20 protein-coding genes and 1 rRNA gene are annotated in these 23,643 nt (G+C 71.7%); 3 read left to right on the top strand and 18 right to left on the bottom strand.

Annotated elements, in window-relative coordinates:
- Nucleotides 1-52: 52 nt before the first annotated feature.
- The 14 genes from K1T35_RS16430 to K1T35_RS16365 all read right to left on the bottom strand — a co-directional run bounded on the left by K1T35_RS16430 (nt 53) and on the right by K1T35_RS16365 (nt 15,785).
- Nucleotides 53-1,573, bottom strand: a 16S ribosomal RNA gene (locus K1T35_RS16430).
- 478 nt (nt 1,574-2,051) lie between these two features.
- Complete coding sequence (tyrS, locus tag K1T35_RS16425) at nt 2,052-3,323, bottom strand: tyrosine--tRNA ligase (protein ID WP_220261014.1); 1,272 nt, start codon at nt 3,321-3,323, stop codon at nt 2,052-2,054.
- 198 nt (nt 3,324-3,521) lie between these two features.
- Nucleotides 3,522-4,523 (bottom strand): iron-siderophore ABC transporter substrate-binding protein, encoded by a 1,002-nt coding sequence (locus K1T35_RS16420; protein WP_220261013.1) that lies wholly within the window; start codon nt 4,521-4,523, stop codon nt 3,522-3,524.
- 19 nt (nt 4,524-4,542) lie between these two features.
- Nucleotides 4,543-5,196 carry a DNA-3-methyladenine glycosylase gene (locus K1T35_RS16415; RefSeq protein WP_220261012.1) on the bottom strand — a complete coding sequence of 218 codons (654 nt, stop codon included), beginning with the start codon at nt 5,194-5,196 and terminating at the stop codon, nt 4,543-4,545.
- Nucleotides 5,197-5,272: 76 nt separating this feature from the next.
- Nucleotides 5,273-6,514 (bottom strand): aminotransferase class I/II-fold pyridoxal phosphate-dependent enzyme, encoded by a 1,242-nt coding sequence (locus K1T35_RS16410; protein WP_220261011.1) that lies wholly within the window; start codon nt 6,512-6,514, stop codon nt 5,273-5,275.
- On the bottom strand, nt 6,511-7,923 hold the full coding sequence (gene argH, locus K1T35_RS16405; RefSeq protein WP_220261010.1) for an argininosuccinate lyase: 1,413 nt from the start codon (nt 7,921-7,923) through the stop codon (nt 6,511-6,513). Before argH ends, K1T35_RS16410 begins: the two co-directional genes overlap by 4 nt.
- Nucleotides 7,923-9,356 (bottom strand): argininosuccinate synthase, encoded by a 1,434-nt coding sequence (gene argG, locus K1T35_RS16400; RefSeq protein ID WP_220261009.1) that lies wholly within the window; start codon nt 9,354-9,356, stop codon nt 7,923-7,925. The genes argH and argG overlap by 1 nt, the downstream gene beginning before the upstream one ends.
- A gap of 47 nt (nt 9,357-9,403) precedes the next feature.
- The gene (locus K1T35_RS16395) at nt 9,404-9,877 is read right to left on the bottom strand and encodes an arginine repressor (RefSeq protein WP_220261008.1); all 474 of its coding nucleotides are present in this window, start codon (nt 9,875-9,877) and stop codon (nt 9,404-9,406) included.
- On the bottom strand, nt 9,856-10,779 hold the full coding sequence (gene argF, locus K1T35_RS16390) for an ornithine carbamoyltransferase (protein ID WP_220261007.1): 924 nt from the start codon (nt 10,777-10,779) through the stop codon (nt 9,856-9,858). Before argF ends, K1T35_RS16395 begins: the two co-directional genes overlap by 22 nt.
- The gene (locus tag K1T35_RS16385; protein WP_220261006.1) at nt 10,772-11,941 is read right to left on the bottom strand and encodes an acetylornithine transaminase; all 1,170 of its coding nucleotides are present in this window, start codon (nt 11,939-11,941) and stop codon (nt 10,772-10,774) included. Before K1T35_RS16385 ends, argF begins: the two co-directional genes overlap by 8 nt.
- Nucleotides 11,938-12,828: an acetylglutamate kinase gene (gene argB, locus K1T35_RS16380; protein ID WP_220261005.1), complete on the bottom strand. Its 891-nt coding sequence runs from the start codon at nt 12,826-12,828 to the stop codon at nt 11,938-11,940. Before argB ends, K1T35_RS16385 begins: the two co-directional genes overlap by 4 nt.
- The gene (gene argJ / locus K1T35_RS16375) at nt 12,812-13,972 is read right to left on the bottom strand and encodes a bifunctional glutamate N-acetyltransferase/amino-acid acetyltransferase ArgJ (RefSeq protein WP_220261004.1); all 1,161 of its coding nucleotides are present in this window, start codon (nt 13,970-13,972) and stop codon (nt 12,812-12,814) included. Before argJ ends, argB begins: the two co-directional genes overlap by 17 nt.
- A complete protein-coding gene (gene argC / locus K1T35_RS16370) occupies nt 13,969-14,988 on the bottom strand; it encodes an N-acetyl-gamma-glutamyl-phosphate reductase (protein ID WP_220261003.1) in 1,020 nt (339 codons plus the stop codon). Before argC ends, argJ begins: the two co-directional genes overlap by 4 nt.
- 236 nt (nt 14,989-15,224) lie before the next feature.
- The gene (locus K1T35_RS16365) at nt 15,225-15,785 is read right to left on the bottom strand and encodes a DinB family protein (RefSeq protein WP_220261002.1); all 561 of its coding nucleotides are present in this window, start codon (nt 15,783-15,785) and stop codon (nt 15,225-15,227) included.
- A 93-nt stretch (nt 15,786-15,878) separates the two neighbouring features.
- On the opposite strand from K1T35_RS16365, the gene K1T35_RS16360 reads away from it, so the two are divergent.
- The 3 genes from K1T35_RS16360 to K1T35_RS16350 all read left to right on the top strand — a co-directional run bounded on the left by K1T35_RS16360 (nt 15,879) and on the right by K1T35_RS16350 (nt 18,315).
- Nucleotides 15,879-16,844 carry a YafY family protein gene (locus K1T35_RS16360; protein WP_220261001.1) on the top strand — a complete coding sequence of 322 codons (966 nt, stop codon included), beginning with the start codon at nt 15,879-15,881 and terminating at the stop codon, nt 16,842-16,844.
- A gap of 50 nt (nt 16,845-16,894) precedes the next feature.
- Entirely contained in the window at nt 16,895-17,578 is a 684-nt protein-coding gene (locus K1T35_RS16355) for a DNA alkylation repair protein (protein WP_255621973.1), read from the top strand.
- 212 nt (nt 17,579-17,790) lie between these two features.
- Nucleotides 17,791-18,315, top strand: a complete 525-nt coding sequence (locus tag K1T35_RS16350) for a hypothetical protein (protein WP_220261000.1) — start codon at nt 17,791-17,793, stop codon at nt 18,313-18,315.
- A 504-nt stretch (nt 18,316-18,819) separates the two neighbouring features.
- On the opposite strand, the gene pheT is transcribed toward K1T35_RS16350, so the two are convergent.
- From pheT to rplT, 4 genes are read right to left on the bottom strand one after another with little or no spacing between them, the layout of a single operon-like run.
- Nucleotides 18,820-21,300, bottom strand: coding sequence for a phenylalanine--tRNA ligase subunit beta (gene pheT, locus K1T35_RS16345; protein ID WP_220260999.1), 2,481 nt, complete (start codon nt 21,298-21,300; stop codon nt 18,820-18,822).
- Between the two features lie 21 nt (nt 21,301-21,321).
- Nucleotides 21,322-22,389: a phenylalanine--tRNA ligase subunit alpha gene (gene pheS / locus K1T35_RS16340; RefSeq protein WP_220260998.1), complete on the bottom strand. Its 1,068-nt coding sequence runs from the start codon at nt 22,387-22,389 to the stop codon at nt 21,322-21,324.
- A gap of 12 nt (nt 22,390-22,401) precedes the next feature.
- Nucleotides 22,402-23,226 (bottom strand): RNA methyltransferase, encoded by an 825-nt coding sequence (locus K1T35_RS16335; protein WP_220262646.1) that lies wholly within the window; start codon nt 23,224-23,226, stop codon nt 22,402-22,404.
- Complete coding sequence (rplT, locus tag K1T35_RS16330; RefSeq protein ID WP_220260997.1) at nt 23,223-23,600, bottom strand: 50S ribosomal protein L20; 378 nt, start codon at nt 23,598-23,600, stop codon at nt 23,223-23,225. The genes K1T35_RS16335 and rplT overlap by 4 nt, the downstream gene beginning before the upstream one ends.
- Nucleotides 23,601-23,643 lie beyond the last annotated feature (43 nt).

Here is a 23,643-nt window from a genome sequence, read left to right as displayed (position 1 = left end):
CGACTCCAAACCACAGAGCCGACCAACCTCACCACACGGTGAGACTCCTTAGAAAGGAGGTGATCCAGCCGCACCTTCCGGTACGGCTACCTTGTTACGACTTCGTCCCAATCGCCGGTCCCACCTTCGACGACTCCCTCCCACAAGGGGTTAGGCCATCGGCTTCGGGTGTTACCAACTTTCATGACGTGACGGGCGGTGTGTACAAGGCCCGGGAACGTATTCACCGCAGCGTTGCTGATCTGCGATTACTAGCGACTCCAACTTCACGGGGTCGAGTTGCAGACCCCGATCCGAACTGAGACTAGCTTTAAGGGATTCGCTCCACCTCGCGGTCTCGCAGCCCTCTGTACTAGCCATTGTAGCATGTGTGAAGCCCTGGACATAAGGGGCATGATGACTTGACGTCATCCCCACCTTCCTCCGAGTTGACCCCGGCAGTCTCCCATGAGTCCCCGGCATAACCCGCTGGCAACATGGAACGAGGGTTGCGCTCGTTGCGGGACTTAACCCAACATCTCACGACACGAGCTGACGACAGCCATGCACCACCTGCACACCAGCCACAAGGGAACGCCTATCTCTAGACGCGTCTAGTGCATGTCAAACCCAGGTAAGGTTCTTCGCGTTGCATCGAATTAATCCACATGCTCCGCCGCTTGTGCGGGCCCCCGTCAATTCCTTTGAGTTTTAGCCTTGCGGCCGTACTCCCCAGGCGGGGCACTTAATGCGTTAGCTGCGGCACAGAGACCGTGGAATGGCCCCCACACCTAGTGCCCACCGTTTACGGCGTGGACTACCAGGGTATCTAATCCTGTTCGCTCCCCACGCTTTCGCTCCTCAGCGTCAGTATCGGCCCAGAGACCCGCCTTCGCCACCGGTGTTCCTCCTGATATCTGCGCATTTCACCGCTACACCAGGAATTCCAGTCTCCCCTGCCGAACTCAAGTGATGCCCGTATCGACCGCACGCTCAGGGTTGAGCCCCAAGTTTTCACGACCGACGTGACACACCGCCTACGAGCTCTTTACGCCCAATAATTCCGGACAACGCTCGCACCCTACGTATTACCGCGGCTGCTGGCACGTAGTTGGCCGGTGCTTCTTCTACCGGTACCGTCAGTCACCCTTCGTCCCGGTCGAAAGAGGTTTACAACCCGAAGGCCGTCATCCCCCACGCGGCGTCGCTGCGTCAGGCTTTCGCCCATTGCGCAATATTCCCCACTGCTGCCTCCCGTAGGAGTCTGGGCCGTATCTCAGTCCCAGTGTGGCCGGTCGCCCTCTCAGGCCGGCTACCCGTCGTCGCCTTGGTAGGCCATCACCCCACCAACAAGCTGATAGGCCGCGGGCCCATCCTCAGCCGAAAAACTTTCCACCCACTGTCATGCAACAGCAGGTCATATCCGGTATTAGACCCAGTTTCCCGGGCTTATCCCAGAGCTGAGGGCAGGTCACCCACGTGTTACTCACCCGTTCGCCGCTCGTGTACCCCCGAAGGGGCCTTACCGCTCGACTTGCATGTGTTAAGCACGCCGCCAGCGTTCGTCCTGAGCCAGGATCAAACTCTCCAACAAAATCTGGCTCTAGCAAGACCTGCGACGGGGTCGCAGGTCAAAACAAACTGGCATAAAACCAATTCATGATAAAGCTCGACACACTGTTGAGTTCTCAAGAGACACCCGCACACCTGTGCGATCCTCGCGGATCGGTCTGGGGCAACTTTCATACGGTACGTGGTCCTGGGCGCGGAGTCAAGCTCCGCCAGGCCCACTCCTTCAGGCTAGCACCGTGGTGCTCGGCCTTCCGGGGCGGCCGCCGTATCCGGGGGCTGACTCTGGGCCGGAGATTCCGTCCCGGTCTGTCGTGCTGCCCGCCGTGGCGACGAGGAGAAAGTTACACACCCCCGTCAGGGGGCCGAACACCGGGGGTCCCCTTTTGGCGTTTCCGCTGGTCAGAGGCCATTCCGGGGCGATGCGAGCCCAACGGCGGTCGACCCGCTCCGACGAGCCCGCGGCGCGGAGGCGGGTCGGTGTTCCCGCCCCCGCGCGCGGCTCAGCTCGCTCGGACGCCGGCGAGGTTGCGCTTGCCCCGACGGACGACTGCCCATCCCCCGGCGAGGAGGTCGGCCTCGCCGAGCGTCCAGCCCTCGTCGGGGATCTTGGTGTTGTTCACGTACGCCCCGCCCTCCGCGACCGTGCGCCGCGCGGCGCTCCGGCTCTCCACGAGCCCCGTCGAGAGCAGCAGCTCGACGATCGTCGGCACCGCGTCGAGCTTCACGTCGGCGTGCGGCACTTCGGCCAGTGCGGCCTCGAGCGTGCCGGCGTCCAGCTCCCCGAGGTCGCCACGGCCGAAGAGCGCGGCGCTCGCCGCGACCACCTGGTCGGTGGCGCGTTGCCCGTGCACGAGCGTGGTGAGCTCCCCGGCGAGCCGCCGTTGCGCCTCCCGCGTGTGCGGTCTTTCGGCGACGGCCCGCTGCAGCTCGTCGACCTCCGCCCGGGACAGGAACGTGAAGTACCGCAGGTAGCGGAGCACGTCGGCGTCGGCGACGTTGACGAAGTACTGGTACCACGCGTATGGCGAGGTCATCTGCGCGTCGAGCCAGATGCTGCCGCCGCCGGTGGACTTGCCGATCTTGCGGCCTTCCGCGTCGGTGACGAGCGGTGTGGTCACGGCGTGCGCGGCAGCGCCCTCGACCTTCCGGATCAGGTCCACCCCGCCGACGATGTTGCCCCACTGGTCGGACCCACCGATCTGCAACCGGCAGCCGTACTCGCGGTACAGGTGCAGGTAGTCCTGGCTCTGCAGGAGCAGGTAGCTGAACTCGGTGTAGGACATCCCGTCACCGGCGAGCCTGCGCTTGACCGTCTCGCGGTTCAGCATCACGTTGATCGAGAAGTGCTTACCGGTGTCCCGCAGGAACTCGAGCGTGGTCTGCCCGCCGGTCCAGTCGAGGTTGTTGACGATCAGCGCTCCGGTGGGCGAGTCGTCGAAGTCGACGAACCGCTCCAGCTGCCCGCGGATCCGGCCGGCCCAGTCCTTGATCGTCTCGGCGCTCTGCAGCGCCCGCTCACCGACGTCGCGCGGATCACCGATCATGCCGGTGGCCCCTCCGGCCAGCACGATCGGCCGGACCCCCGCCTGCTGGAACCGGCGCAGTGTGAGCAACTGCATGAGGTTGCCCGCGTGCAGGCTGGGGGCGGTGGGGTCGAACCCGGCATACATCGTGAGCACGCCGTCGGCGAGGTCTCGGCGCAGCGCGTCGAGGTCGGTGCTCTGCGCGATCAGGCCGCGCCACTCCAGCTCATCGAGGATGTTCGTTCCCACACGTCGATCCTCCCCCACCCTGACTAGTGCTCCCCGCCGGAGGTTCGCCAAGGGTCTCGGCGGCCCAGCTCCACGCTGGACGCACCGGCGGACAGCCCGAGTACGCCCAGTACGAGGGCCGCCCACCGGCACGCCCAGCGAGAAGCTGGATCCACCGATACCCCCGACGAACCTCCGGCGGGAAGCACCTAGGGCATTTCAGCCGCCCAGACGCGCGGCGAACTCGGCGGGCAGCTCGTCGAGCAGAGCGGGAAGGCTCAGGACGCTGCTGAACGACAGCGCGACGCCCTGCTCCTCGGTGAGCTCCACCACCCGCCCGTCCTGGGCCACGCGCAGCGCGGCCGCGCCGGGCTGCTGGGCGATCCCCGGGTTCGGCGTACCGGGGATCGTGATCCATCCCACGAGGTCGTTCTGGTCGAGCAGGCCGAGCTGCTCCCCGCTGATGTCGGCGTAGAAGTCGCCGTCGGCGAGCTCGTCGAACTGGGCCGGCACGGTGAAGCCGAGCGAGGTGAGAAAGCGCCCTCGGTTGTCGTCGGAGGTCCACACGAAGTAGTGACCGTTGCCCGACGAGCTGGCCGCGGCGACCGAGGCCTGCTTCCCGGCGAACTGCGGGTACTGCGCGCGAACGGAAGCGAACCGGGCCTCGAGGTCGGTGACGAGCTGGTCGGCCTCGCCGGCCTTGCCGAGCGCTGCGCCGATCAGGTGCGTGGCGTCCTGCCACCCGGTCTGGTAGGCGTCCGAGCCCGGCGGCTGCGCGATCGTGGGGGCGATCCGGGAGTACGTGTCGTACTGCTCCTGGGTGAGCCCGGCCGACACCGCGACGATCAGGTCGGGACGCAGCGCCGCGATCGCCTCCGTGCTGACCTCCCCGCTGAGCACCTGCGGCTGCTGGCCCTGCAGGCGGTCACTCGCCCACGGCCACGTGGCCGCGGGCCGGTTGCCGGTGAACTCGCGGATGGCGACGGGCACCACACCGAGCGCGAGGATCGTGTCCTGATCGGTATATCCCAGCGACACCACGCGTTGCGGTGCCGCCGGGATCACGGTCGAGCCGAGCGAGTGCTGCACGGTGACCGGGAACGCTCCCCCACCGGACGCCGGTGGTGCCGCGGCTGGTGCCGGCCCACCTCCCCCGCACGCGCTGAGCAGGACGGCGGCGGCGGCGGCGAGGGCCGAGAAGGCACGGAGGCGGACGATCACGCGCGCAGGTTAGGCTCCCCTATCTGCCGAGTCCAGTCGATGTGATCGGCGCGCCACGGCCCGGCCGGTACGGGCTCACCGCGGGTGATCCGTCCAGCCAGAACCGCCACGGCAGCTCGTGGGCGGCCGCCACCCCGACCCGCGGGCCGGCGCGCACCAGCGCCGGGTCGACCGGCGGCGCGGCCAGCAGCCGCACGGGGGACGTGGGGTCGGTCACGTCGACGCCGTTGTGCTCCCGCCCGAGCCCGAGCAGCGACGCGAGCCGGGCAGGCCCCTTGGCGAGATCATCGTCGCGGCGGGCGGTCGGGCGCCGGGCGCGCGCCACGGCGAGGTCCGACACGACCTCGCCGGCCCGCAGCAGCACGGCCCCCGCTTCCCCGTCCTCCAGCGCGCTGATGTTGGCGCAGAAGTGCATGCCGTAGACGAAGTAGACGTACAGGTGCCCGGCCGGCCCGAACATCACGCCGTTGCGCGCGGTGCGACCGCGGAAGCTGTGCGACGCGGGGTCGTCGGCGCCCCGGTAGACCTCCACCTCGACGAGCCGGACGGCCACCGCGCCCTCGGGTGTGTCCGAGACGACCGTGCAGCCGAGCAGCCGCACGGCCGCCTCGGGGACGTCGACGGCCAGCTCCTCCCGCGGGAGGAGATCAGAATGTGTTCGAGAAGCCCGCACGTGGGCCGCAGACGCAGGTGATCCGGCAGGTCCCGGCTGCCCTGGGCGGCCCGCTGCGCGCTTCTCGAACACATTCTCACCCACGTTCGGCAAGCGCCAGCCGCACGCAGACCGCTACGCCCTCCATCGCCTTGCGAACCTCGGCGAGCACGGGGAACGTCGGCGCGAGCCGGATGATGCTGTCCTGCGGGTCCTCGCCGCCCGGGTGGGTGGCGCCGGCCGGGGTGAGCGCCAGCCCCGCTTCCTTGGCGAGCCGGACGATCTCGGTGGCCGTGCCCTCCGGCACGGTCAGCGTGACGAAGTACCCACCGGCAGGCTTCGACCACGTGACGCCCTGCGTGCCGGCGAACTCGCGGGTGAGGATCTCGTCCACCGCGGCGAACTTCGGCGCGATGATCTCGCGGTGCTTGCGCATGTGCGCGCGCAGGCCGTCGCCGTCGCGCAGGAACCGCACGTGGCGCAGGTGGTTGACCTTGTCGGGCCCGATCGTGCGCTTCGACGTGAGCCGGATCCACCAGTCGATGTTCTCCGCGGACGCGCCGAGGAAGGCCACCCCGGCACCGGCCAGTGTGATCTTCGACGTGGAGCCGATGACGAACGGGCGGTTCGGGTGGCCCGCCTCGGCCGCGAGCCCCAGCACGTCGGCGATCTCCACCTCGTCCTCGGTGAGGTGGTGCACGGTGTAGGCGTTGTCCCAGATGATCCGGAAGTCGGACGCGGCCGTGGGCATCGCGGCGAGCCTGCGCACCGTCTCGTCCGAGTACACCGCGCCCGTGGGGTTGGAGTACTTCGGCACGCACCAGATGCCCTTGATCGTGGGGTCGGCGGCAACCAGTTCCTCGACGACGTCCATGTCGGGGCCGTCGTCGGTCATCGGCACCGGCACCAGCTCGATGCCGAGCCGCTCGCACACGCCGAAGTGCCGGTCGTAGCCGGGGACCGGGGCGAGGAAGACGACCCGCTCCTCGTCCGCCCAGCGGCGTTCGGCGCCGGGCAGGGGGCTGAGCAGCGCGTGGACGAGCGTGTCGTGCATCAGCTCGAGGCTGGAGTTGCCGGACGCGATCATCTGGTCGACGGGGACCTGCAGGAACGGCGCGAAGATCGCCCGCAGCTCCTTCAGGCCGTGCAGGCCGCCGTAGTTGCGGGTGTCCGTGCCGTCGGCGGCGCGGAAGTCGTCGGCGCCGGGCAGGTTCAGCATGGCGACGGAGAGGTCGAGCTGCTGCGACGACGGCTTGCCCCGGGTGAGGTCGAGCTTCATGCCCTCGGCCTGGAGCTTCTCGTAGGCGGTGCGGGCGTCCTCCAGCCCGGGCGTGGTCATGCTGAACCTCCAGTTGGGGTGAGTGCCTGGCGCGCGGTGGTGGCGGCGGCGCGCAGGTCGGCGAGCTGTTCGGCGACCCGAGCGCCCGCGGTGCCGCCGCGGGCGGCCCGGGACGCGATCGAGCCTGCCACGGTCAGTACGTCGCGCACGTCCGGGGTCAGACTCGGGTGGATGGCGGCCAGCTCGGTGTCGGTGAGGTCCTCGAGCCCGACGCCGCGGGCCTCCGCGGCGCGCACGGAGCCGCCTGCGGCCTCGTGCGCCACTCGGAACGGCACGCCCTTGCGGACCAGCCATTCGGCGACGTCCGTTGCGAGCGTGAAGCCCGCCGGGGCGAGCGCCGCGAGCCGGTCGGTGTGGAACGTGAGCGTGGCCACCATCCCGGCGACCGCCGTCAGCAGCAGGTCCAGCTGCTCGACCGAGTCGAACAGCGGCTCCTTGTCCTCCTGCAGGTCGCGGTTGTAGGCGAGCGGGAGGCCCTTGAGCGTGGCGAGCAGCCCGGACAGGTTGCCGATCAGCCGCCCGGCCTTGCCGCGCGCAAGTTCGGCCACGTCCGGGTTCTTCTTCTGCGGCATTATCGAGCTGCCGGTGGAGAAGGCGTCGTCGAGCGTGACGTAGCCGAACTCGGCGGTGGCCCAGATGATCACCTCCTCGGCGATCCGCGAGAGGTCCACGGCGATCATGGCCAGGACGAACGCGGCCTCGGCCGCGAAGTCCCGCGACGCCGTGCCGTCGATCGAGTTCGCCGACGACGAGTCGAAGCCCAGCTCCGCCGCGACGGCCTCCGGGTCGAGCCCGAGCGACGAGCCTGCGAGCGCGCCCGATCCGTACGGCGAGACGGCCGCCCTGCGGTCCCAGTCGCGCAGCCGGTCGACGTCGCGCAGCAGGGCGTGCGCGTGCGCGGCGAGGTGGTGGGACAGCAGGACGGGCTGCGCGTGCTGAAGGTGGGTGCGCCCTGGCATCGGGGCGTCCGGGTGGGCCTCGGCCTGCGCGACGAGGGCGTCGACGACGTCGAGCACGCCGGCGCCGACCCGGCGGGCGGCGTCGCGCAGCCACATCCGGAAGAGCGTGGCGACCTGGTCGTTGCGCGAGCGCCCCGCCCGCAGCTTGCCGCCCAGCTCCGGCCCGGCCCGCTCGATCAGGCCGCGCTCGAGGGCCGAGTGCACGTCCTCGTCGTCGGGTGCCGGGCCGAACGCGCCCGACTCGACCTCGGCGGCGAGCTTGGCAAGTGCGTCGAGCATGCCGGCGAGCTCGTCGTCGGTGAGCAGGCCTGCCCGATGCAGCACACGGGCGTGCGCCATCGAGGCCCGCAGGTCGTACGGCGCGAGGCGCCAGTCGAACTGCGTTGACTTCGACAGTGCGGCAAGCGCGTCGGCGGGTCCCGAGGCGAACCGGCCACCCCACAGGGCCATCAGTCGGTACCCGCTTCCAACGCCGCCTCGTCGAGGGACTTGTCCGAGTCGCGCTCAGCTGCCTCGTCGGCCGTCGCGATCCGGTCGAAGCCGCCCGCTGGGAGCTCACCGAAGAGCGTGCCGTGCTCGACGAGCACCGTGCCCTGCTCGTGCGGCTGCCCCGCGTAGGCCTCCAGCTTCGCGCGGGAGTCGGCGATGTCGAGGTTGCGCATGGTGAGCTGGCCGATCCGGTCCGTCGGCCCGAACGCGGCGTTCTCGACGCGCTCCATCGAGAGCCTGTCCGGGTGGTAGGAGAATCCGCTCCCCTGGGTGTCGAGGATCGTGTAGTCGTCTCCGCGACGCAGGCGGAGCGTCACTGTGCCGGTCACCAGCGAGGCGACCCAGCGTTGGATCGACTCGCGCACCATCAGGGCCTGCGGGTCGAGCCAGCGCCCCTCGTAGAGCAGCCGGCCGAGCTTGCGGCCCTCGAGGTGGTAGTTGGCCAGCGTGTCCTCGTTGTGGATCGCGTTGAGCAGCCGCTCGTAGGCGGCGAAGAGCAGCGCCATCCCGGGCGCCTCGTAGATGCCGCGCGACTTGGCCTCGATGATCCGGTTCTCGATCTGGTCGGACATGCCGAGGCCGTGGCGTCCGCCGATGGTGTTGGCCTCCCGGACGAGGGCGACCTGGTCGGCGAACCGCTTGCCGTTGATCGCCACCGGGTACCCGGCCTCGAAGGTGACCGTGACGTCCTCGGTGTCGATCCGGGTCTCGAGGTCCCAGAACTTCACGCCCATGATCGGCTCGATGGTCTCGAGCGACACGTCGAGGTGTTCGAGGGTCTTGGCCTCGTGGGTGGCACCCCAGATGTTGGCGTCGGTGGAGTACGCCTTCTCGGCGGCGTCCCGGTAGGGCAGCCCGTGTGCGGTGAGCCACTTGCTCATCTCGTCGCGCCCGCCCAGCTCGTGGACGAAGTCGGCGTCGAGCCACGGCTTGTAGATGCGCAGCTCGGGGTTGGCCAGCAGGCCGTAGCGGTAGAACCGCTCGATGTCGTTGCCCTTGAAGGTCGAACCGTCGCCCCAGATGTTCACGCCGTCGGCCTGCATCGCCCGCACCAGCAACGTCCCGGTGACGGCGCGGCCGAGCGGCGTGGTGTTGAAGTACGTCCGGGCCCCGGACCGGATGTGGAAGGCGCCGCACGCCAGCGCCGCGAGGCCCTCCTCGACCAGCTGCGGCTTGATGTCGACGGCGCGGGCGATCTCGGCGCCGTACTGCTTCGCGCGCGCGGGGACACCGGAGATGTCCGGCTCGTCGTACTGGCCGAGGTCGGCCGTGTAGGTGCACGGGATCCCGCCCTTGTCGCGCATCCAGGCGACCGCCACCGAGGTGTCGAGGCCTCCGGAGAAGGCGATGCCGATGCGCTCGCCCTTGGGGAGGGAGGTCAGGACCTTGCTCACGAGGGGGATGCTCCTTGTCGGTTCGCGCACGGTCGATCGCGCAGGGGTCAGAGTTCGCGCAGGCGCGCGACGAGTTCGGCGCCGGTGAGCGGCTCGCGGGCGACCACCAGCAGGGTGTCGTCGCCGGCGATCGTGCCGACGACGTCGTGCAGGGCAGCGCGGTCCAGCGCGCTCGCCAGGTAGTGGGCCGCGCCCGGCGGGGTGCGCAGGACCGCAAGATTCCCACTCGCGTCCGCGGACACGAGCAGGTCCCCCAGCAACCTGGCGAGGCGGGCGGTGCCGCCCTCGACGCCCCGCACCGGGCTGCCGTCGTCCGGGATCACGTACGCACCGCGGACCTTGAGCGCGCCCAGCTCGTCGAGGTCGCGGGAGAGCGTGGCCTGCGTGGTGGCGATCCCGTCCGCCTCCAGCAGGCCGAGCAGCTCCGTCTGGCTGTGCACGGCCCGGTCCCGGATCAGCTCGACGATCCGGGCCTGGCGGGCCGCGCGCGTCCCCCCGGTCACGGCTGTCGGAGCAACCATGCGAGGAGTGCCTTCTGTGCGTGCAGCCGGTTCTCGGCCTCGTCCCAGACCGCGCTGGCCGGGCCGTCGAGCACGTCGTCGGTGATCTCGTCACCCCGGTGTGCGGGCAGGCAGTGCAGCACGATCGCGCCCTCGCCCGCCCGTTCCAGCAGGCGTGCGTTGACCTGCAGCGGCCGGAACGGCGCCGCGCGGTCGAGGCCGTCGTGCTCCTGGCCCATCGACACCCAGGTGTCGGTGACGACGACGTCGACGCCGTCGACCGCGGCGTGCGGGTCGGCGATCAGCTCGACCCCGCCTCCGGTGTCGGACGCCCGGTTCTTCGCGTCGCGCAGCACGCCACCGTCGGGCTGGAAGCCCTCGGGAGCGCAGATCCGGACGTGCATGCCTGCCGTGGCGCCGCCGAGCAGCAGCGAGTGGGCCATGTTGTTGGCGCCGTCGCCGAGGTAGGTCAGCGTGAGCCCGGCGAGCCTGCCGAACCGCTCGCGGATCGTCTGCAGGTCGGCCAGCACCTGGCACGGGTGGAATTGGTCGGTGAGGGCGTTGACCACCGGGACCGACGCCCCCGCGGCCATCTCCTCGATACGGGACTGGTCGCCGGTGCGCCACACGATCGCGTCGACGTAGCGGGACAGCACGCGGGCGGTGTCGGCGATCGTCTCGCCGCGGCCGAGCTGGCTCGCCTGCGCGTCGACGATCAGCGGCGTGCCGCCGAGCTGGCCGATCCCCACCTCGAACGAGATCCGGGTGCGGGTCGACGGCTTGTCGAACAGCACCGCGACGGCCTTCGGCCCTTCCAGGGGGCGCTGGGCGAAACGGTCGGCCTTCATCGCGTCGGCGAGGTCGAGGACCTCGCGCTGCTCGTCAGGCGTCAGGTCGTCGTCGCGCAGCAGGTGCCTACTCATTACCCGCATCCAGGAACTTCGGGAAGGCCGCGAGGAACTCGCGGGCCTGGGCCTCGGTGAGCACGAGCGGCGGGACGAGCCGCACGCGGTCGGGCACCGCGTTGTTCACGAGGAACCCGCCTGCGCGGGCGGCCGCGGCCACCGCGGTGGACACCGGCTTGCGCAGGCCGAAGCCGATCAGCAGACCCGCGCCGCTGACGTCGGCGACGAGCGGGTGGCCCATGGCCTCCACCGACGTCGCGATCTCCTTGCCGACCTGCGTGACCTGCTCCAGCAGGCCCTCCTCTGCGATCGTGCGCAGCACGGCGAGCGCGGCGGCCGCGACCACCGGGTTGCCGCCGAACGTGGTGCCGTGCTGGCCGGGCGTCAGGAGGTCGCCCGCGGCGTCGAGACCGATGCACGCGCCGATCGGCAGCCCGCCCGCGAGGCCCTTGGCGAGCGTCACGACGTCGGGCACCACACCGGCCTGCTGGAACGCGAACCACGAGCCGGTGCGGCCGATCCCGGTCTGCACCTCGTCGAGCACGAGCAGGGCTCCGTGCTCGGCGGTGATCCGCCGGGCCGCCTGCAGGTAGCCATCCGGCGGGTTGATCGCGCCCGCCTCGCCGAGGATCGGCTCCAGGAACACGGCAGCCGTGTCGGCGTCGACGGCCGCCTCGAGCGCGGCCACGTCGCCGAACGGGATGTGCTCCACGCCCGGCGTCATCGGGTAGAACGGCGTGCGCTTGGGCTCCTGGCCGGTCAGGGCGAGCGCGCCCATGGTGCGGCCGTGGAAGGCGTTCTCGCAGGCGATGATCTTCGGCCGGCCGGTGCGTCGGGCCATCTTGAACGCGGCCTCGTTGGCCTCGGCACCCGAGTTGCAGAACACGACCCGGCCGGGCCGGTCGATCAGCTCCAGGAGCTTCTCGGCCAGTTCCAGGGGCGGCTCGGTGATGTAGAGGTTGGACGTGTGGCCGAGCGTCCGCATCTGGGTGGTGACGGCGTCGATCACGGCCGGGTGCCCGTGGCCCAGCGCGTTCACCGCGATGCCCGCGACCAGGTCGAGGTAGCGATTGCCGTCGGCGTCCCACACCTCGGCGCCGCTGCCGCGTACGAGCGTGAGCGGCGGGGTGCCGTAGTTGTCCATCATCGCGGCCTGCCACCGCTGGGTCAGGTCAGTCATGGGGTCACCATCGTTCCGACTCCCTCGCTGGTGAATACCTCGAGCAGCACCGAGTGCGGCATCCGCCCGTCGATCACATGGGCCTGCGGCACGCCACCGCGCACCGCCCGGAGGCAGGCCTCCATCTTGGGCGCCATCCCGCTCGCCAGGCCGGGCAGCATCGGCTCCAGCTCGTCGGCGGTGAGGGCGCTGATCACCGACTCCGGGTCGGGGTAGTTCGCGAAGAGCCCTGCCACGTCGGTGAGCACGACGAGCTTCGCCGCGCCCAGCGCCGAGGCCAGCGCGGCGGCCGCGCTGTCGGCGTTGATGTTGTAGACCGTCCCGTCGACGTCCGGGGCAACGCCCGCGACCACCGGGATCCGCCCGGCCCGCACGATGTCGAGCACCGCGTCCGGGTTGACGTGCACGACGTCGCCGACCAGCCCGATGTCGACCGCCTCGCCGTCGACGAGCGCGGTGCGCTTCTCCGCGGTGAACAGGTGCGCGTCCTCGCCGGACAGGCCAACGGCGTACGGGCCGTGCTTGTTGATCAACCCGACGAGCTCGCGCCCGACCTGCCCGACCAGCACCATCCGCACGACGTCGATCGTCTCCGGGGTGGTGACGCGCAGCCCGCCGCGGAACTCCGCGGGCAGGCCGAGCCGGTCGAGCATCGCGGTGATCTGCGGGCCACCGCCGTGGACGACCACGGGGTGGATGCCTGCGAGTCGCAGGAACACCATGTCCTTGGCGAAGGCCTGCTTGAGCTCCTCGTCCACCATCGCGTTGCCGCCGTACTTGACCACGACGATCTTGTCGTGGAAGCGCTGCAGCCATGGCAGCGCCTCGGCGAGGACGCCTGCCTTCTCCCCCGCCCGGCTCAGCCGCTCCTCAAGAGGAATACGCACTGTTCTCCTCGACGTAGCCGTGGGACAGGTCGGTGGTGAGGATCTCCGCGGCACCGTCGCCGAGGCCGAGCGCGATCTCGACGAGGACGTCGGCGCCCTTCAGGTCGGCGGCGGAGCGGTCGCCCGCGGCGACTCCGCCAAGGCAGAGCAGCACCCCGTTGATGGTGACGTCGATCCGGTCGGGGTCGACGGCGGCGTCGGAGTAGCCGACGGCGGCCGCGATCCGGCCCCAGTTGGGGTCCGAGCCGAAGAGGGCGGTCTTGACGAGGCTGTCGCGGGCCACCGTGCGGGCGACCGTCACCGCGTCGTCCTCCGACGCGGCACCGGTGACGTTGATCGTCATCCGCTTCGTGACGCCCTCTGCGTCGGCCTGCATCTGCCGCGCCAGGTCCTTGCACAGGTCGGTCAGCGCGGCGCCGAACGCCTCGGCGTCCGGGACGACCCCTGAGGCGCCCGAGGCGAGCAGCAGCACGGTGTCGTTGGTGGACATGCAGCCATCGATGTCGAGCCGGTCGAAGCTCACGCGCACGGCGGGGCGCAGGGCCGCGTCCAGGGCGGGTGCGTCGAGCACGGCGTCGGTGGTGATGACCGTGAGCATCGTGGCCATCGAGGGAGCGATCATGCCCGCTCCCTTGGTGAACCCGCCGATGCGCCAGCCCGCGGAGTCGGTGTGAGCGGCCTCCTTGGCGACGGTGTCGGTCGTCATCACGGCGGTGGCGGCGGCCAGGCCGCCCGCGGCGTCGGCCCCGAGTGCGGTGTGCGCGGCCGCGACCCCGTCGAGGACGTTGTCGCGGGGCAGCTGCGAGCCGATCAGGCCGGTGGAGCACACCGCGACCTCGATCGCCCCGCACCCGAGCAGCTCGGCCGCCTTCTCCGCGGTGGCGTGGGCGGTCTGGAAGCCCTCCGGGCCGGTGCAGGCGTTGGCGTTGCCTGCGTTGAGCACGACCGCGCGCAGCCTGCCGGTGGCGAGCACCTGCTCCGACCACAGGACCGGGGCGGCCTTGACCTTGTTGCGGGTGAAGACACCCGCGGCGGCGTGCTGAGGGCCGTCGTTGACGACGAGGGCGAGGTCGGGACCCTCGCCGGTGCGGATGCCTGCGACGACACCTGCGGCCCGGAAGCCCTTGGGCTGCGTGACGCTCACGGCGCGACACCCGTCAGCGGCAGGCCCGCGGTCTCGGGCAGGCCGAGCGCCAGGTTCATGCACTGGATCGCGCCGCCGGCCGTGCCCTTCGTCAGGTTGTCGATCGCGGCGACAACGACCAGCCTGCCTGCGTCCGCGTCGACCGTGACCTGCAGCTGGACGGTGTTCGCGCCCAGCGTGGCCGCGGTGGCGGGCCAGCTGCCTTCGGGGAGCAGGTACACGAAGGGCTCGTCGGCGTATGCCTTCGCGTAGACCTCGACCGCCTCGGCCGCCGTCACGCTCGTGCGCGCCGTGCAGGTGGCGAGGATGCCGCGCGGCAGCGGGGCCAGTACCGGCGTGAAGCTCACGGAGACGGGCGCGCCGGCGGCGGCCGACAGGTTCTGCACCATCTCCGGGGTGTGCCGGTGCACGCCGCCCACCCCGTACGCCGACAGCGAGCCCATCACCTCGGCGCCGAGCAGGTGTGGCTTGAGCGACTTGCCCGCGCCGGACGTGCCGGTGACGGCCGTGACGACGACCTCGGGTTCCGCGATCCCGGCGGCGAAGGCCGGAGCGAGCGCAAGGCTCACCGCCGTGGGATAGCAGCCGGGAACGGCGACCCGCTTCGCGCCCCGGAGCGCATCCCGGGCGCCGGGAAGCTCGGGCAACCCGTACGGCCAGCTGCCCGCGTGCGCGCCGCCGTACCAGCGCTCCCACGCGGCCGGGTCGGCGAGCCGGTGGTCGGCGCCGCAGTCGATCACAACCGTGTCGTCACCGAGCTGCGCGGCCAGCTCCGCGGACTTCCCGTGCGGGAGCGCGAGGAAGACGACGTCGTGGCCCGCGAGGGTCTCGGCGGTGGTGTCCTCCAGCACGCGATCGGCCAGCGGGAGCAGGTGGGGCTGGTGCGCCCCCAGGCGCGTGCCCGCGCTCCCGCCCGCCGTGAGGCTCCCGATCTCCACGTCCGGATGCGCGAGCAGGAGCCGGAGGAGCTCTCCCCCGGCGTACCCGCTCGCGCCTGCCACCGCTACCCGCACCATGCGTATGACTATGCACGCCGACGCAAGCCGATGCAACATAGTTGGCGATGTGCGACCCCAGCTTGATCACCGGATCGGCGCGCCGCCGGTCACATCCGGCCGGCTTCGCGCCTGACTGGTGATCATGGGCCTGGGTCGGCTCAACAGGCCATGATCATCAGATTGGAGCAGCTGCGGCCGCATTCGGCCGGGAGCGCGCCCGGCTGCTGATCATGGACCGGCCGGGCTGGCGGGTGTCAGCCCATCGTCTTCTGGCCGTCGAGGGACTCGCGGATGATGTCGGCGTGCCCGGCGTGCTGGGCCGTCTCGGCGACGATGTGCAGGAAGGCGCGGCGTGCAGAGCGGGTGGCGCCCTTCGGGAACCACGGCGCCTCGGGCAGCGGGTGGGAGAGGTCGAGGTCGACGGTGGCGACGAGCCCGTCGGTGCGCCGGGCGACCTCGTCGTAGCGGGCGAGCACGCCTTCAAGGGTCTCGTCGGGGAGCAGCCGGAAGCCCGCGGTGTACTGCTCGACGAGTTCAGGGGTGGGCTCGCTCCAGTCGACGTCGCCGCCGCCCAGCGCATCGGGCCCGTTCAGGATGAACTCCGCCCAGCTCTGCTCGGTCTCGGCGACGTGCTTGATCAGTCCACCGAGGGTCAGCTCGCTCGCCGTGGTGCGCTGCCGTGCCTGGTCGTCGGTGAGCCCCTGCACGGTGTGCCGCAGGAACTGGCGGTGCACCGTGAGGGTCTCGAGGATGTCCGCACGCTCTCCGGTCAGCGCGATGGTGGTCATGACGGGGGCCTCCTGGGTGCTGGTCATCGGGTTTCTCGCTCTCGGTATCGGTGCTGTTGAGGACTACGTTATGACCCTCAAGTGCCACTTCCTGACCTCAATTGGCGAGAATCTGGGGACATGGCGAACACGAGCTCGCGGACGCTGCGGCTGCTGTCCCTGCTGCAGACCCACCGCTACTGGCCGGGGCCGGAGCTGGCCGATCGGCTCGCCGTCTCGGTGCGGACGCTGCGGCGCGACATCGATCGCCTCCGCGAGCTGGGCTACCCCGTCGAGGCGAGCCGCGGCGTCGACGGCGGGTACCAGCTCGCCCCTGGTGCCGCGCTCCCGCCGCTCGTGCTGGACGACGAGGAGGCGGTAGCGCTCGCCGTCGGACTGCAGGCCGCAGCGCAGGGCGGCGTGGCCGGGATCGCCGAGTCGTCGGTGCGCGCGCTCACCAAGGTGGTGCAGGTGATGCCGCCCCGGCTGCGGCGCCGCGTCGACGCGCTGCGAGCCATGACGGTGCCGGTGACCTGGGGCAACACAGCACCCAGCACCGACCCGGCCGTGCTCACCGCCCTCGCGCAGGCGTGCCGCGACACCGAGCGGCTCGAGTTCGGCTACACCGCGAGGTCCGGCAAGCGCACCGACCGGCACGTGGAACCGCTGCGGCTGGTGTCGCTCGGGCGTCGCTGGTACCTCGTCGCCTACGACCTGGGCCGCCACGACTGGCGCAGCTTCCGCGTCGACCGGATCGACGCTCCGCAGACCACGGGCGCCCGGTTCCTGCCCCGCACGCTGCCCGCGGAGGACGCCGCCGCGTTCGTGCGGGCGTCGACGGAGCAGGTGCCCGGCTGGACCGTGGACGTGCTGGTCGACGCGCCCACCGGGCGGGTGCGGAAGTTGGTGGACCGCTGGGGCACCGCCGATGACGCCGGCGACGGGCGGTGCCGGCTGCGCATGCGCGTCGACTCGCTGGACTGGCCGGCGATGATGCTCGGGGCGATCGGCGCGGACTTCGAGGTGGTCTCGCCGCCCGAGCTGCTCGACCACGTGCGCGGCTGGGCGCGGACGTTCGACAGGGCCACCGGGCCGGCAGGCGACTGAACCACGCCGTCGGGATCGAGCGGTACAGGGCCAGGCCGTACGGTGCCGGCGTGCACCCGATCGTCGAGCGGCTGCGGGCCGATCTCGCCGCGCAGGCAGACCCGTCCGCGGCGCTGGAGATGCAGCGGTACATGAAGTCGGAGATGCCGTTCCGCGGGGTGGCGAAGCCGGCCCGCGAGCGGCTGCTGAAGGATGCCGTCGCGGCGCTTCCACTCGCCGACCCCGCATCGCTCGTCGCCGTGGTGCGAGGGCTGTGGGACGGTGCGGAGTTCCGCGAGGAGCGCTACCTCGCCCTGTCACTCACCGGCCACCGCCGGTACCTGCAGTGGCTCGACCCGTCGTGGGTGCCGCTGCTGCGGCACTGGATCGTCACGGGCTCATGGTGGGACTTCACCGACGAGATCGCGAGCCGCCGGATCGGCCCGCTGCTCAGGGCACACCCCGAGGAGCTGCGCCCCGTGATCCGCGCGTGGATCACCGACCCGGACCGCTGGCTGCGCCGCACATCCGTCATCTGCCAGCTCCAGGCGGCAGGGTCGATCGACATCGCGCTGCTCACCGACGCGATCGAGGCCAACATCGCCGACCCCGACTTCTTCCTCCGCAAGGGCATCGGCTGGGCCCTGCGCCAGCACGCCCGCGTCGACCCGGACTGGGTCCGCACGTTCGTCGACGACCACCCGGAGCTCTCGCCGCTCGCCCGCCGCGAGGCCATGCGCCACCTGGGCGCTTGACGCGCAGCTGATCATTCCGAGACGTGATTCGGCGCCCTCCCGAGGGCGCTGACGTCGACCTCGGAAGAATCACTACGCCCGGCTTCCGCCCCGACCTGCCCACACCGAGACCGCGACTCGCGTGCACCCAGACCGCGACTCGCGGGCGTGGCCAGGGGTGAAATTGCGCGGAACGGGCCCGGAGCCCGGGGGTGGCTGGTTACCGTCGCTGCGTGTGGCGGGCGCGGGTGTGCGGAGTGGTGATGGCGCTCGTGCTGCCGCTCGTCGGCGCGGGATGCACCACTGTCGTCGCGGGGTCGGCCGCGCCGGCGGGGCCGCGCATCGACGGGCTCGACGCCGACGTGCTGGCCGACGAGTGCCTGCTGACCGCGGCGGAGTTCGGCGAGCTCGTCGACCTGCCGGTGCAGCCGCCGGAACAGGGCACGGTCGACCGCGGCGACGGTTCGCGCAGCGCCGGCTGCGTCGTTGCGGCCGGGGCCGAACCGGTCGCGCTGGTCAACGTGTACGGGGTGCGCACGGGCACTCCCGCCGACTACGTCCGCGCCGAGGACGTGGCGGGACGGCGCGAGCTGCCGGGGGTCGGCGCCGGGGCTGCCGTGATCGGCACCGCGGCGGGGCCCACCCTGCAGCTCGCGGGCGAGCGGTACCTCGTCACGATCCTGGTGTCGGGCACCGTCCCCTCGGACGAGGAGTGGCGGACCGCCGCAGAGGCCGCGCTCTCGCGCCTGCCCGGCTAGTGCCGGTGCACCAGTGCGGTGACCACGACCACCTGCACCCGATACTGGCAGGTCAGCGCAACGATCAAGGGCTGATGGTCGCGATCAGAGATCATCTAGCGACCATTTCGCCTTGATCGCCGCATTGTCCCCGGAATGGCGACTTGATCAGCAGTTCGGCGCATTCCCGGGTCGTTTTCGCCCGTTTCCGCGCCGAAGCCTCGATCATGCCCGCCAGGACCGCCTCCGGTGGCGCCGCGCGCCCAGGGGCAGGCCCTTGGCCTGCCCGCTACGTCTGCCCCAGGGGTCGCAGAGGCTCGCGAGTCAAGGGTCGCACCGGGGGACGGTAAGCCGGCGGAGCCTGCGGAGCCGGCGGGGGTGGGTAGATACAGCGATCGCGAAGCGACGCCGCAGGCGCCCTTGAGTCGTGAGGGGCGACCCCGCACACTGCGCGGCGCCACCGGAGGCCCTACGGCCTCGCGGCTTGAAGAGGGCGCGGAGCCACCGGCGGCGCACGAGCGGCGCTCAGCCGCGCAACACCGCCGCGTGCCGCTGCTCGGCGAGTGCGATCGCCGCGTCCCGGGCCTCGTTGGCCTCCTCGCTGGTGAGAGTGCGGTCGGGGGCCCTGAACCGGAGCGTGAACGCCAGCGACCGGCGTCCGGCGCCGACCTGCTCGCCGGTGTAGACGTCGAAGAGGCGGACGTCCTCGAGGAGGTTGCCGCCACCGTCGTGCAGTGTGTCGGCGATGTCGGCCGCGGGCACGGTGGCATCGGCCACGAGCGCGACGTCGACCGCGATCGGCGGGTAGGGCGACACCTTCGGCGTCGGCCTGCGGTCGGTCAGCGGGATCGCGTCGAGGTCCAGCTCCATGGCGCAGGTTCGCGCCGGCAGCCCGAGCGCCTCCACGACCTTCGGGTGCAGCTCGCCCGCGTGCCCGACGATCCAGTCGCCGACGCGCAGGGCGGCGCACCGGCCGGGGTGGAACGGTGGCAGCGCGGCCGCGGTGACCCGCAGCTCGACGCCCGCCGCCTGGCCGACCAGCCGCGCCGCCTGCACGGCGTCGGCCCACCCGGACGCCCGTCCCGGCCCCCACCAGCCGCGCTGCTCGCGCTCACCCGCGAGCACCGCGGCGACGTGCAGCGGCTGCGCCGGCAGGGCAGCCTCGATCTGGGCCAGCTCGGCGTCGGACGGTCGGCCGGTGACGTCCGGGTCGGGCATCGGCTTCGGCTCGGCGTGCGGCAGCACGACCTGCCCGACGTGGAACAGCGCGAGGTCGGTTGCGCCGCGGGAGCGGTTGCGCACCAGCGTCTCGAGTAGCCCCGGCAGCAGGGTGGTGGCGAGCTCGGCGCGCTCGGCATCGAGCGGGTTGAGGACGTGGACGGTGCGGCGGCGCACGTCGTCGGCGGGCAGCCCGAACGCGTCCCACGCGGAGGGCCCGACGAACGGGAAGGGCTCCACCTCGACGTACCCGGCCTCAGCGAGGGCCCGTGACACGGCCCGGCGCCGCTCCTGGCCCGGTGTGTGCCCGCGGCCGGCAGGGGCGGGGGGCAGCACCGACGGGATCGTGTCGTAGCCCTCGAGGCGCAGCACCTCCTCCACCAGGTCGGCGGGCTGCACGAGGTCGGGCCGCCATGACGGCGGGCGCGCGACGACGCGCGCGCGGCCGTCGTCGCCGGTCAGCAGGTCGACGGCGCATCCGATCTGGGTGAGCCGGCGCACGGTTGCCCCCGGCGCGTACGTACTGCCTGCGACCTGATCGGGCAGGTCGATCGGCATCCGCACGGGCGTCTGCTGCGGTGCGGCGCCCGCATCGGTGCGGCCCGCGGCGAGCGTGCCGCCGCCGTGCTCGACGAGCAGCTGCGCGGCCCGCTCGGCGGCCACGGGAGGCAGCTCGGGGTCGACCACCCGCTCGAACCGCTTCGACGCCTCCGACGGCAGCTTGTGCCGCCGGGCGGCGCGCGCGATCACGGCCTGCTCGAAGTGGGCGGCCTCGATGAGGACATCGATGCGCCCGTCCTCGCCAGGCCCGGCGATCTCCGTGGACGCGCCGCCCATCACGCCCGCGAGCCCGATTGCCCCCGAGTCGTCGGTGATGAGCAGGTCATCGGGCTCGAGCGTGCGCTCGACGTCGTCGAGGGTGACGAGCTTCTCCCCCGCCTGCGCGCGGCGCACGACGATCGGACCGGACAGCCGGGCGGCGTCGTAGGCGTGCAGGGGCTGCCCGAGCTCGAGCATCACGTAGTTGGTGACGTCGACGATCAGCGAGATGGGCCGCATCCCGGCCGCGAGGAGCCTGCGCTGCATCCACCACGGCGACGGCGCGGCGGGGTCGACGCCGTCGACGCGGCGGGCGACGAACCGCGCGCAGCCCGGGTCGGGGAGCTCAACGGGCCAGGCGTCGCCCTCGGCGGCGGGCACGGCGACCCGGCCGGCCGGGTCGCTGAAGTCGATGTCGAGGGAGCCGGCCAGCTCGCGGGCGAGCCCTCGCACCGAGAAGCAGTAGCCGCGGTCGGGGGTGATGGCCAGCTCGAGCACCGCGTCGTCGCGCCCGAGCAGGGGCAGCGCGTCGTCGCCTGGCTCTGCGGTGCCGGGAGGCAGCACCATGATGCCGGCGTGGTCGGAGCCGAGGCCGAGCTCGCGGGCGGAGGCGATCATGCCGTCGGAGACGTGGCCGTAGGTCTTGCGCGATGAGATCGGGAACGGCCCGGGCAGCACGGCCCCCGGCAGCGCGATGACGACGAGGTCGCCCGCCGCGAAGTTGGCCGCGCCGCAGATGATGCCGCGCACTTTCTCGCCGACGTCGACCTGGCACCAGCGGATGGGCTTCTTGAGCCCCTCGAGGACCTCGAACTCCAGCACCCGCCCGACCACGATCGGGCCGGTCAGCTCCGGTGGCTCGTGGACGTCCTCGATCTCGAGCCCGACGCGCACGAACGCCTCGGCGGTGTCGTCGGCAGGCGGGAGCTCACCGAGGTGCTCGGCGAGCCAGGACAGCGGAACACGCACTCTTCGCCCTCCGGGGCAGACTCAGACGCCGAACGCGCGGCTGAACCGCACGTCGCCCTCGACCATGTCACGCATGTCGGGGATGCCGTTGCGGAACTGGAGCGTGCGCTCCAACCCCATGCCGAACGCGAACCCGGAGTGCACATCCGGGTCGATGCCGCAGGCGCGCAGGACGTTGGGGTTGACCATGCCGCAGCCGCCCCACTCGACCCAGCCGGCTCCACCCTTCTTCTCCGGGAACCAGACGTCGACCTCGGCGGACGGCTCGGTGAACGGGAAGAACGACGGCCGCAGCCGGGTGCGCGACTCCGCGCCGAACATGGCGCGGGCAAATGCGTCGAGCGTGCCCTTGAGGTGCGCCATCGTGATCCCGCGGTCCACCGCGAGGCCCTCGACCTGGTGGAAGACCGGGGTGTGGGTGGCATCCAGCGCGTCGGTGCGGAACGTGCGCCCGGGGCACACGACGTACACGGGCAGCTCCCGCTCCAGCAGCGCGCGGACCTGCACCGGCGACGTGTGGGTGCGCAGCACCGTATCGGAGTTCTCGGACTCACCCAGGTAGAACGTGTCCTGCATGGTGCGCGCCGGGTGGTCCTTGCCGAAGTTCAGCGCGTCGAAGTTGAGCCATGACGACTCGACCTCTGGCCCCTCGGCCACCTCCCAGCCCATCGCGACGAACACGTCGGCGATGCGCTCGGCGATCTGCGTGATCGGGTGGCGGGCGCCGCGTGGGACCCGGTCCCACGGCAGCGTGACGTCGACGGCCTCCTCGGCGAGCACGCGCGCGTCGCGCTCCTCGACGAGCACGACGCGGCGGGCGTCGAACGCCTCCTGCGCCTGCTGCCGTGCGGCATTGACGCGCTTGCCGGCCTCGGCGCGCTCCGGCCCGGGCAGAGAGCCGAGCTCACGGCGGGCCAGCAGGATCGGGGCGCGATCGCCCAGGTGCGCCGGGCGCACGGCGGCGAGCTCGGCGAGGTCGGACGCCTCGGCGAACGCCCGCTCGGCGGCCGCGACTGCAGCCTTCAGCGCGTCGGGGTCCAGCAGGCTGGTGACACCGCTGGGGACGTCGAGGTCCGTGCTCTCACTCATGGTGCAACGATCCTATCCGCGACGTGCGGCAGCACTCGCGTAGAGGCAGACGGCGGCGGCGGTGGCCAGGTTCAGGCTCTCCGCGCGGCCGTGGATGGGGATGCGGACGCGGTGGTCGGCGCGCGCCGCGAGGTCGGCGGGCACGCCGTGCGCCTCCCCGCCGAACACCCAGGCCACCGGCCCGGCGAGCACCGGCCGGGCGGCGGGTTCGTGCAGGTCCAGCTCGCCCGCGGCGTCGGCGGCGAGCAGGGTGAGGCCGGCGGCGGAGCAGGCGTCCAGCACGGCCGCGGCGTCGCGGTCGCGTGCGAGCGGCAGGTGGAAGACGCTGCCGGTGGAGGCGCGGACCGCCTTGCCGTTGTGCGGGTCGACGGTGTCACCCGCCAGCAGCACGGCGTCGGCGCCCGCGGCGTCGGCCACCCGGATCACGGTGCCGGCGTTGCCCGGGTCCGTGATGCCGGCGCACACCGCCACGAGCGACGGGCGCTCACCGAGCGCCTCCGCGACGGGGACGTCGAGCAGGTCGCAGACGGCCACCAGACCCTGCGGGGTGATGGTGTCCGACAGTGCGGCCGCGGCGCGCTCGGTGACCGGGCTGATCCGCGCGCCCGCGCCAGCGGCCGCTTCCACCAGGTCGGGGTGCCGGTCGGCGGCCGCGTCCGTGACGAACAGCTCGCGCACGTGGCCGTACCGGACGGCCTCCCGGACCGCCTGCGCCCCCTCCACGAGGAACCGCCCGGCCCGATCACGCGCCGCGCGCCGGAGCAGCTTGCGGGCTGCGACGACGCGCGGGGTGCGTTCGGTGCCGGGCGGTTCGGCCTGGGCGGCGCGAGCGCTCAGGCGGCGCTCCCGTTCTGGGCGGGCACGTTGGCGCGGGCGAGCTCGACGAGCGCGGTGAAGGCGGCCGGGTCGCTGATGGCGATCTCCGACAGGTTCTTGCGGTCGACCTCGACACCCGCGACCTTGAGGCCCTGGATGAAGCGGTTGTAGGTCATGCCGTTGGCGCGGGCCGCTGCGTTGATGCGGGTGATCCACAGCTGCCGGAAGTCACCCTTCTTGGCGCGCCGGTCGCGGTAGGCGTAGTTGAGCGAGTGGAGCATCTGCTCCTTCGCCTTGCGGTACAGGCGCGACCGCTGCCCGCGGTAGCCGCTGGCCAGCTCGAGGGTGGTGCGACGCTTCTTCTGAGCGTTGACCGCGCGCTTCACGCGTGCCATGAGGGTGTTCCTTAATGTCGGGCCGGTGGCGGGTTGGCCGCGC

The organism is Pseudonocardia sp. DSM 110487, assembly GCF_019468565.1.
Lineage (GTDB): Bacteria > Actinomycetota > Actinomycetes > Mycobacteriales > Pseudonocardiaceae > Pseudonocardia.
Note: the sequence above shows the minus strand (reverse complement) of the source record. Positions and strands in the feature narration are given on the sequence as shown.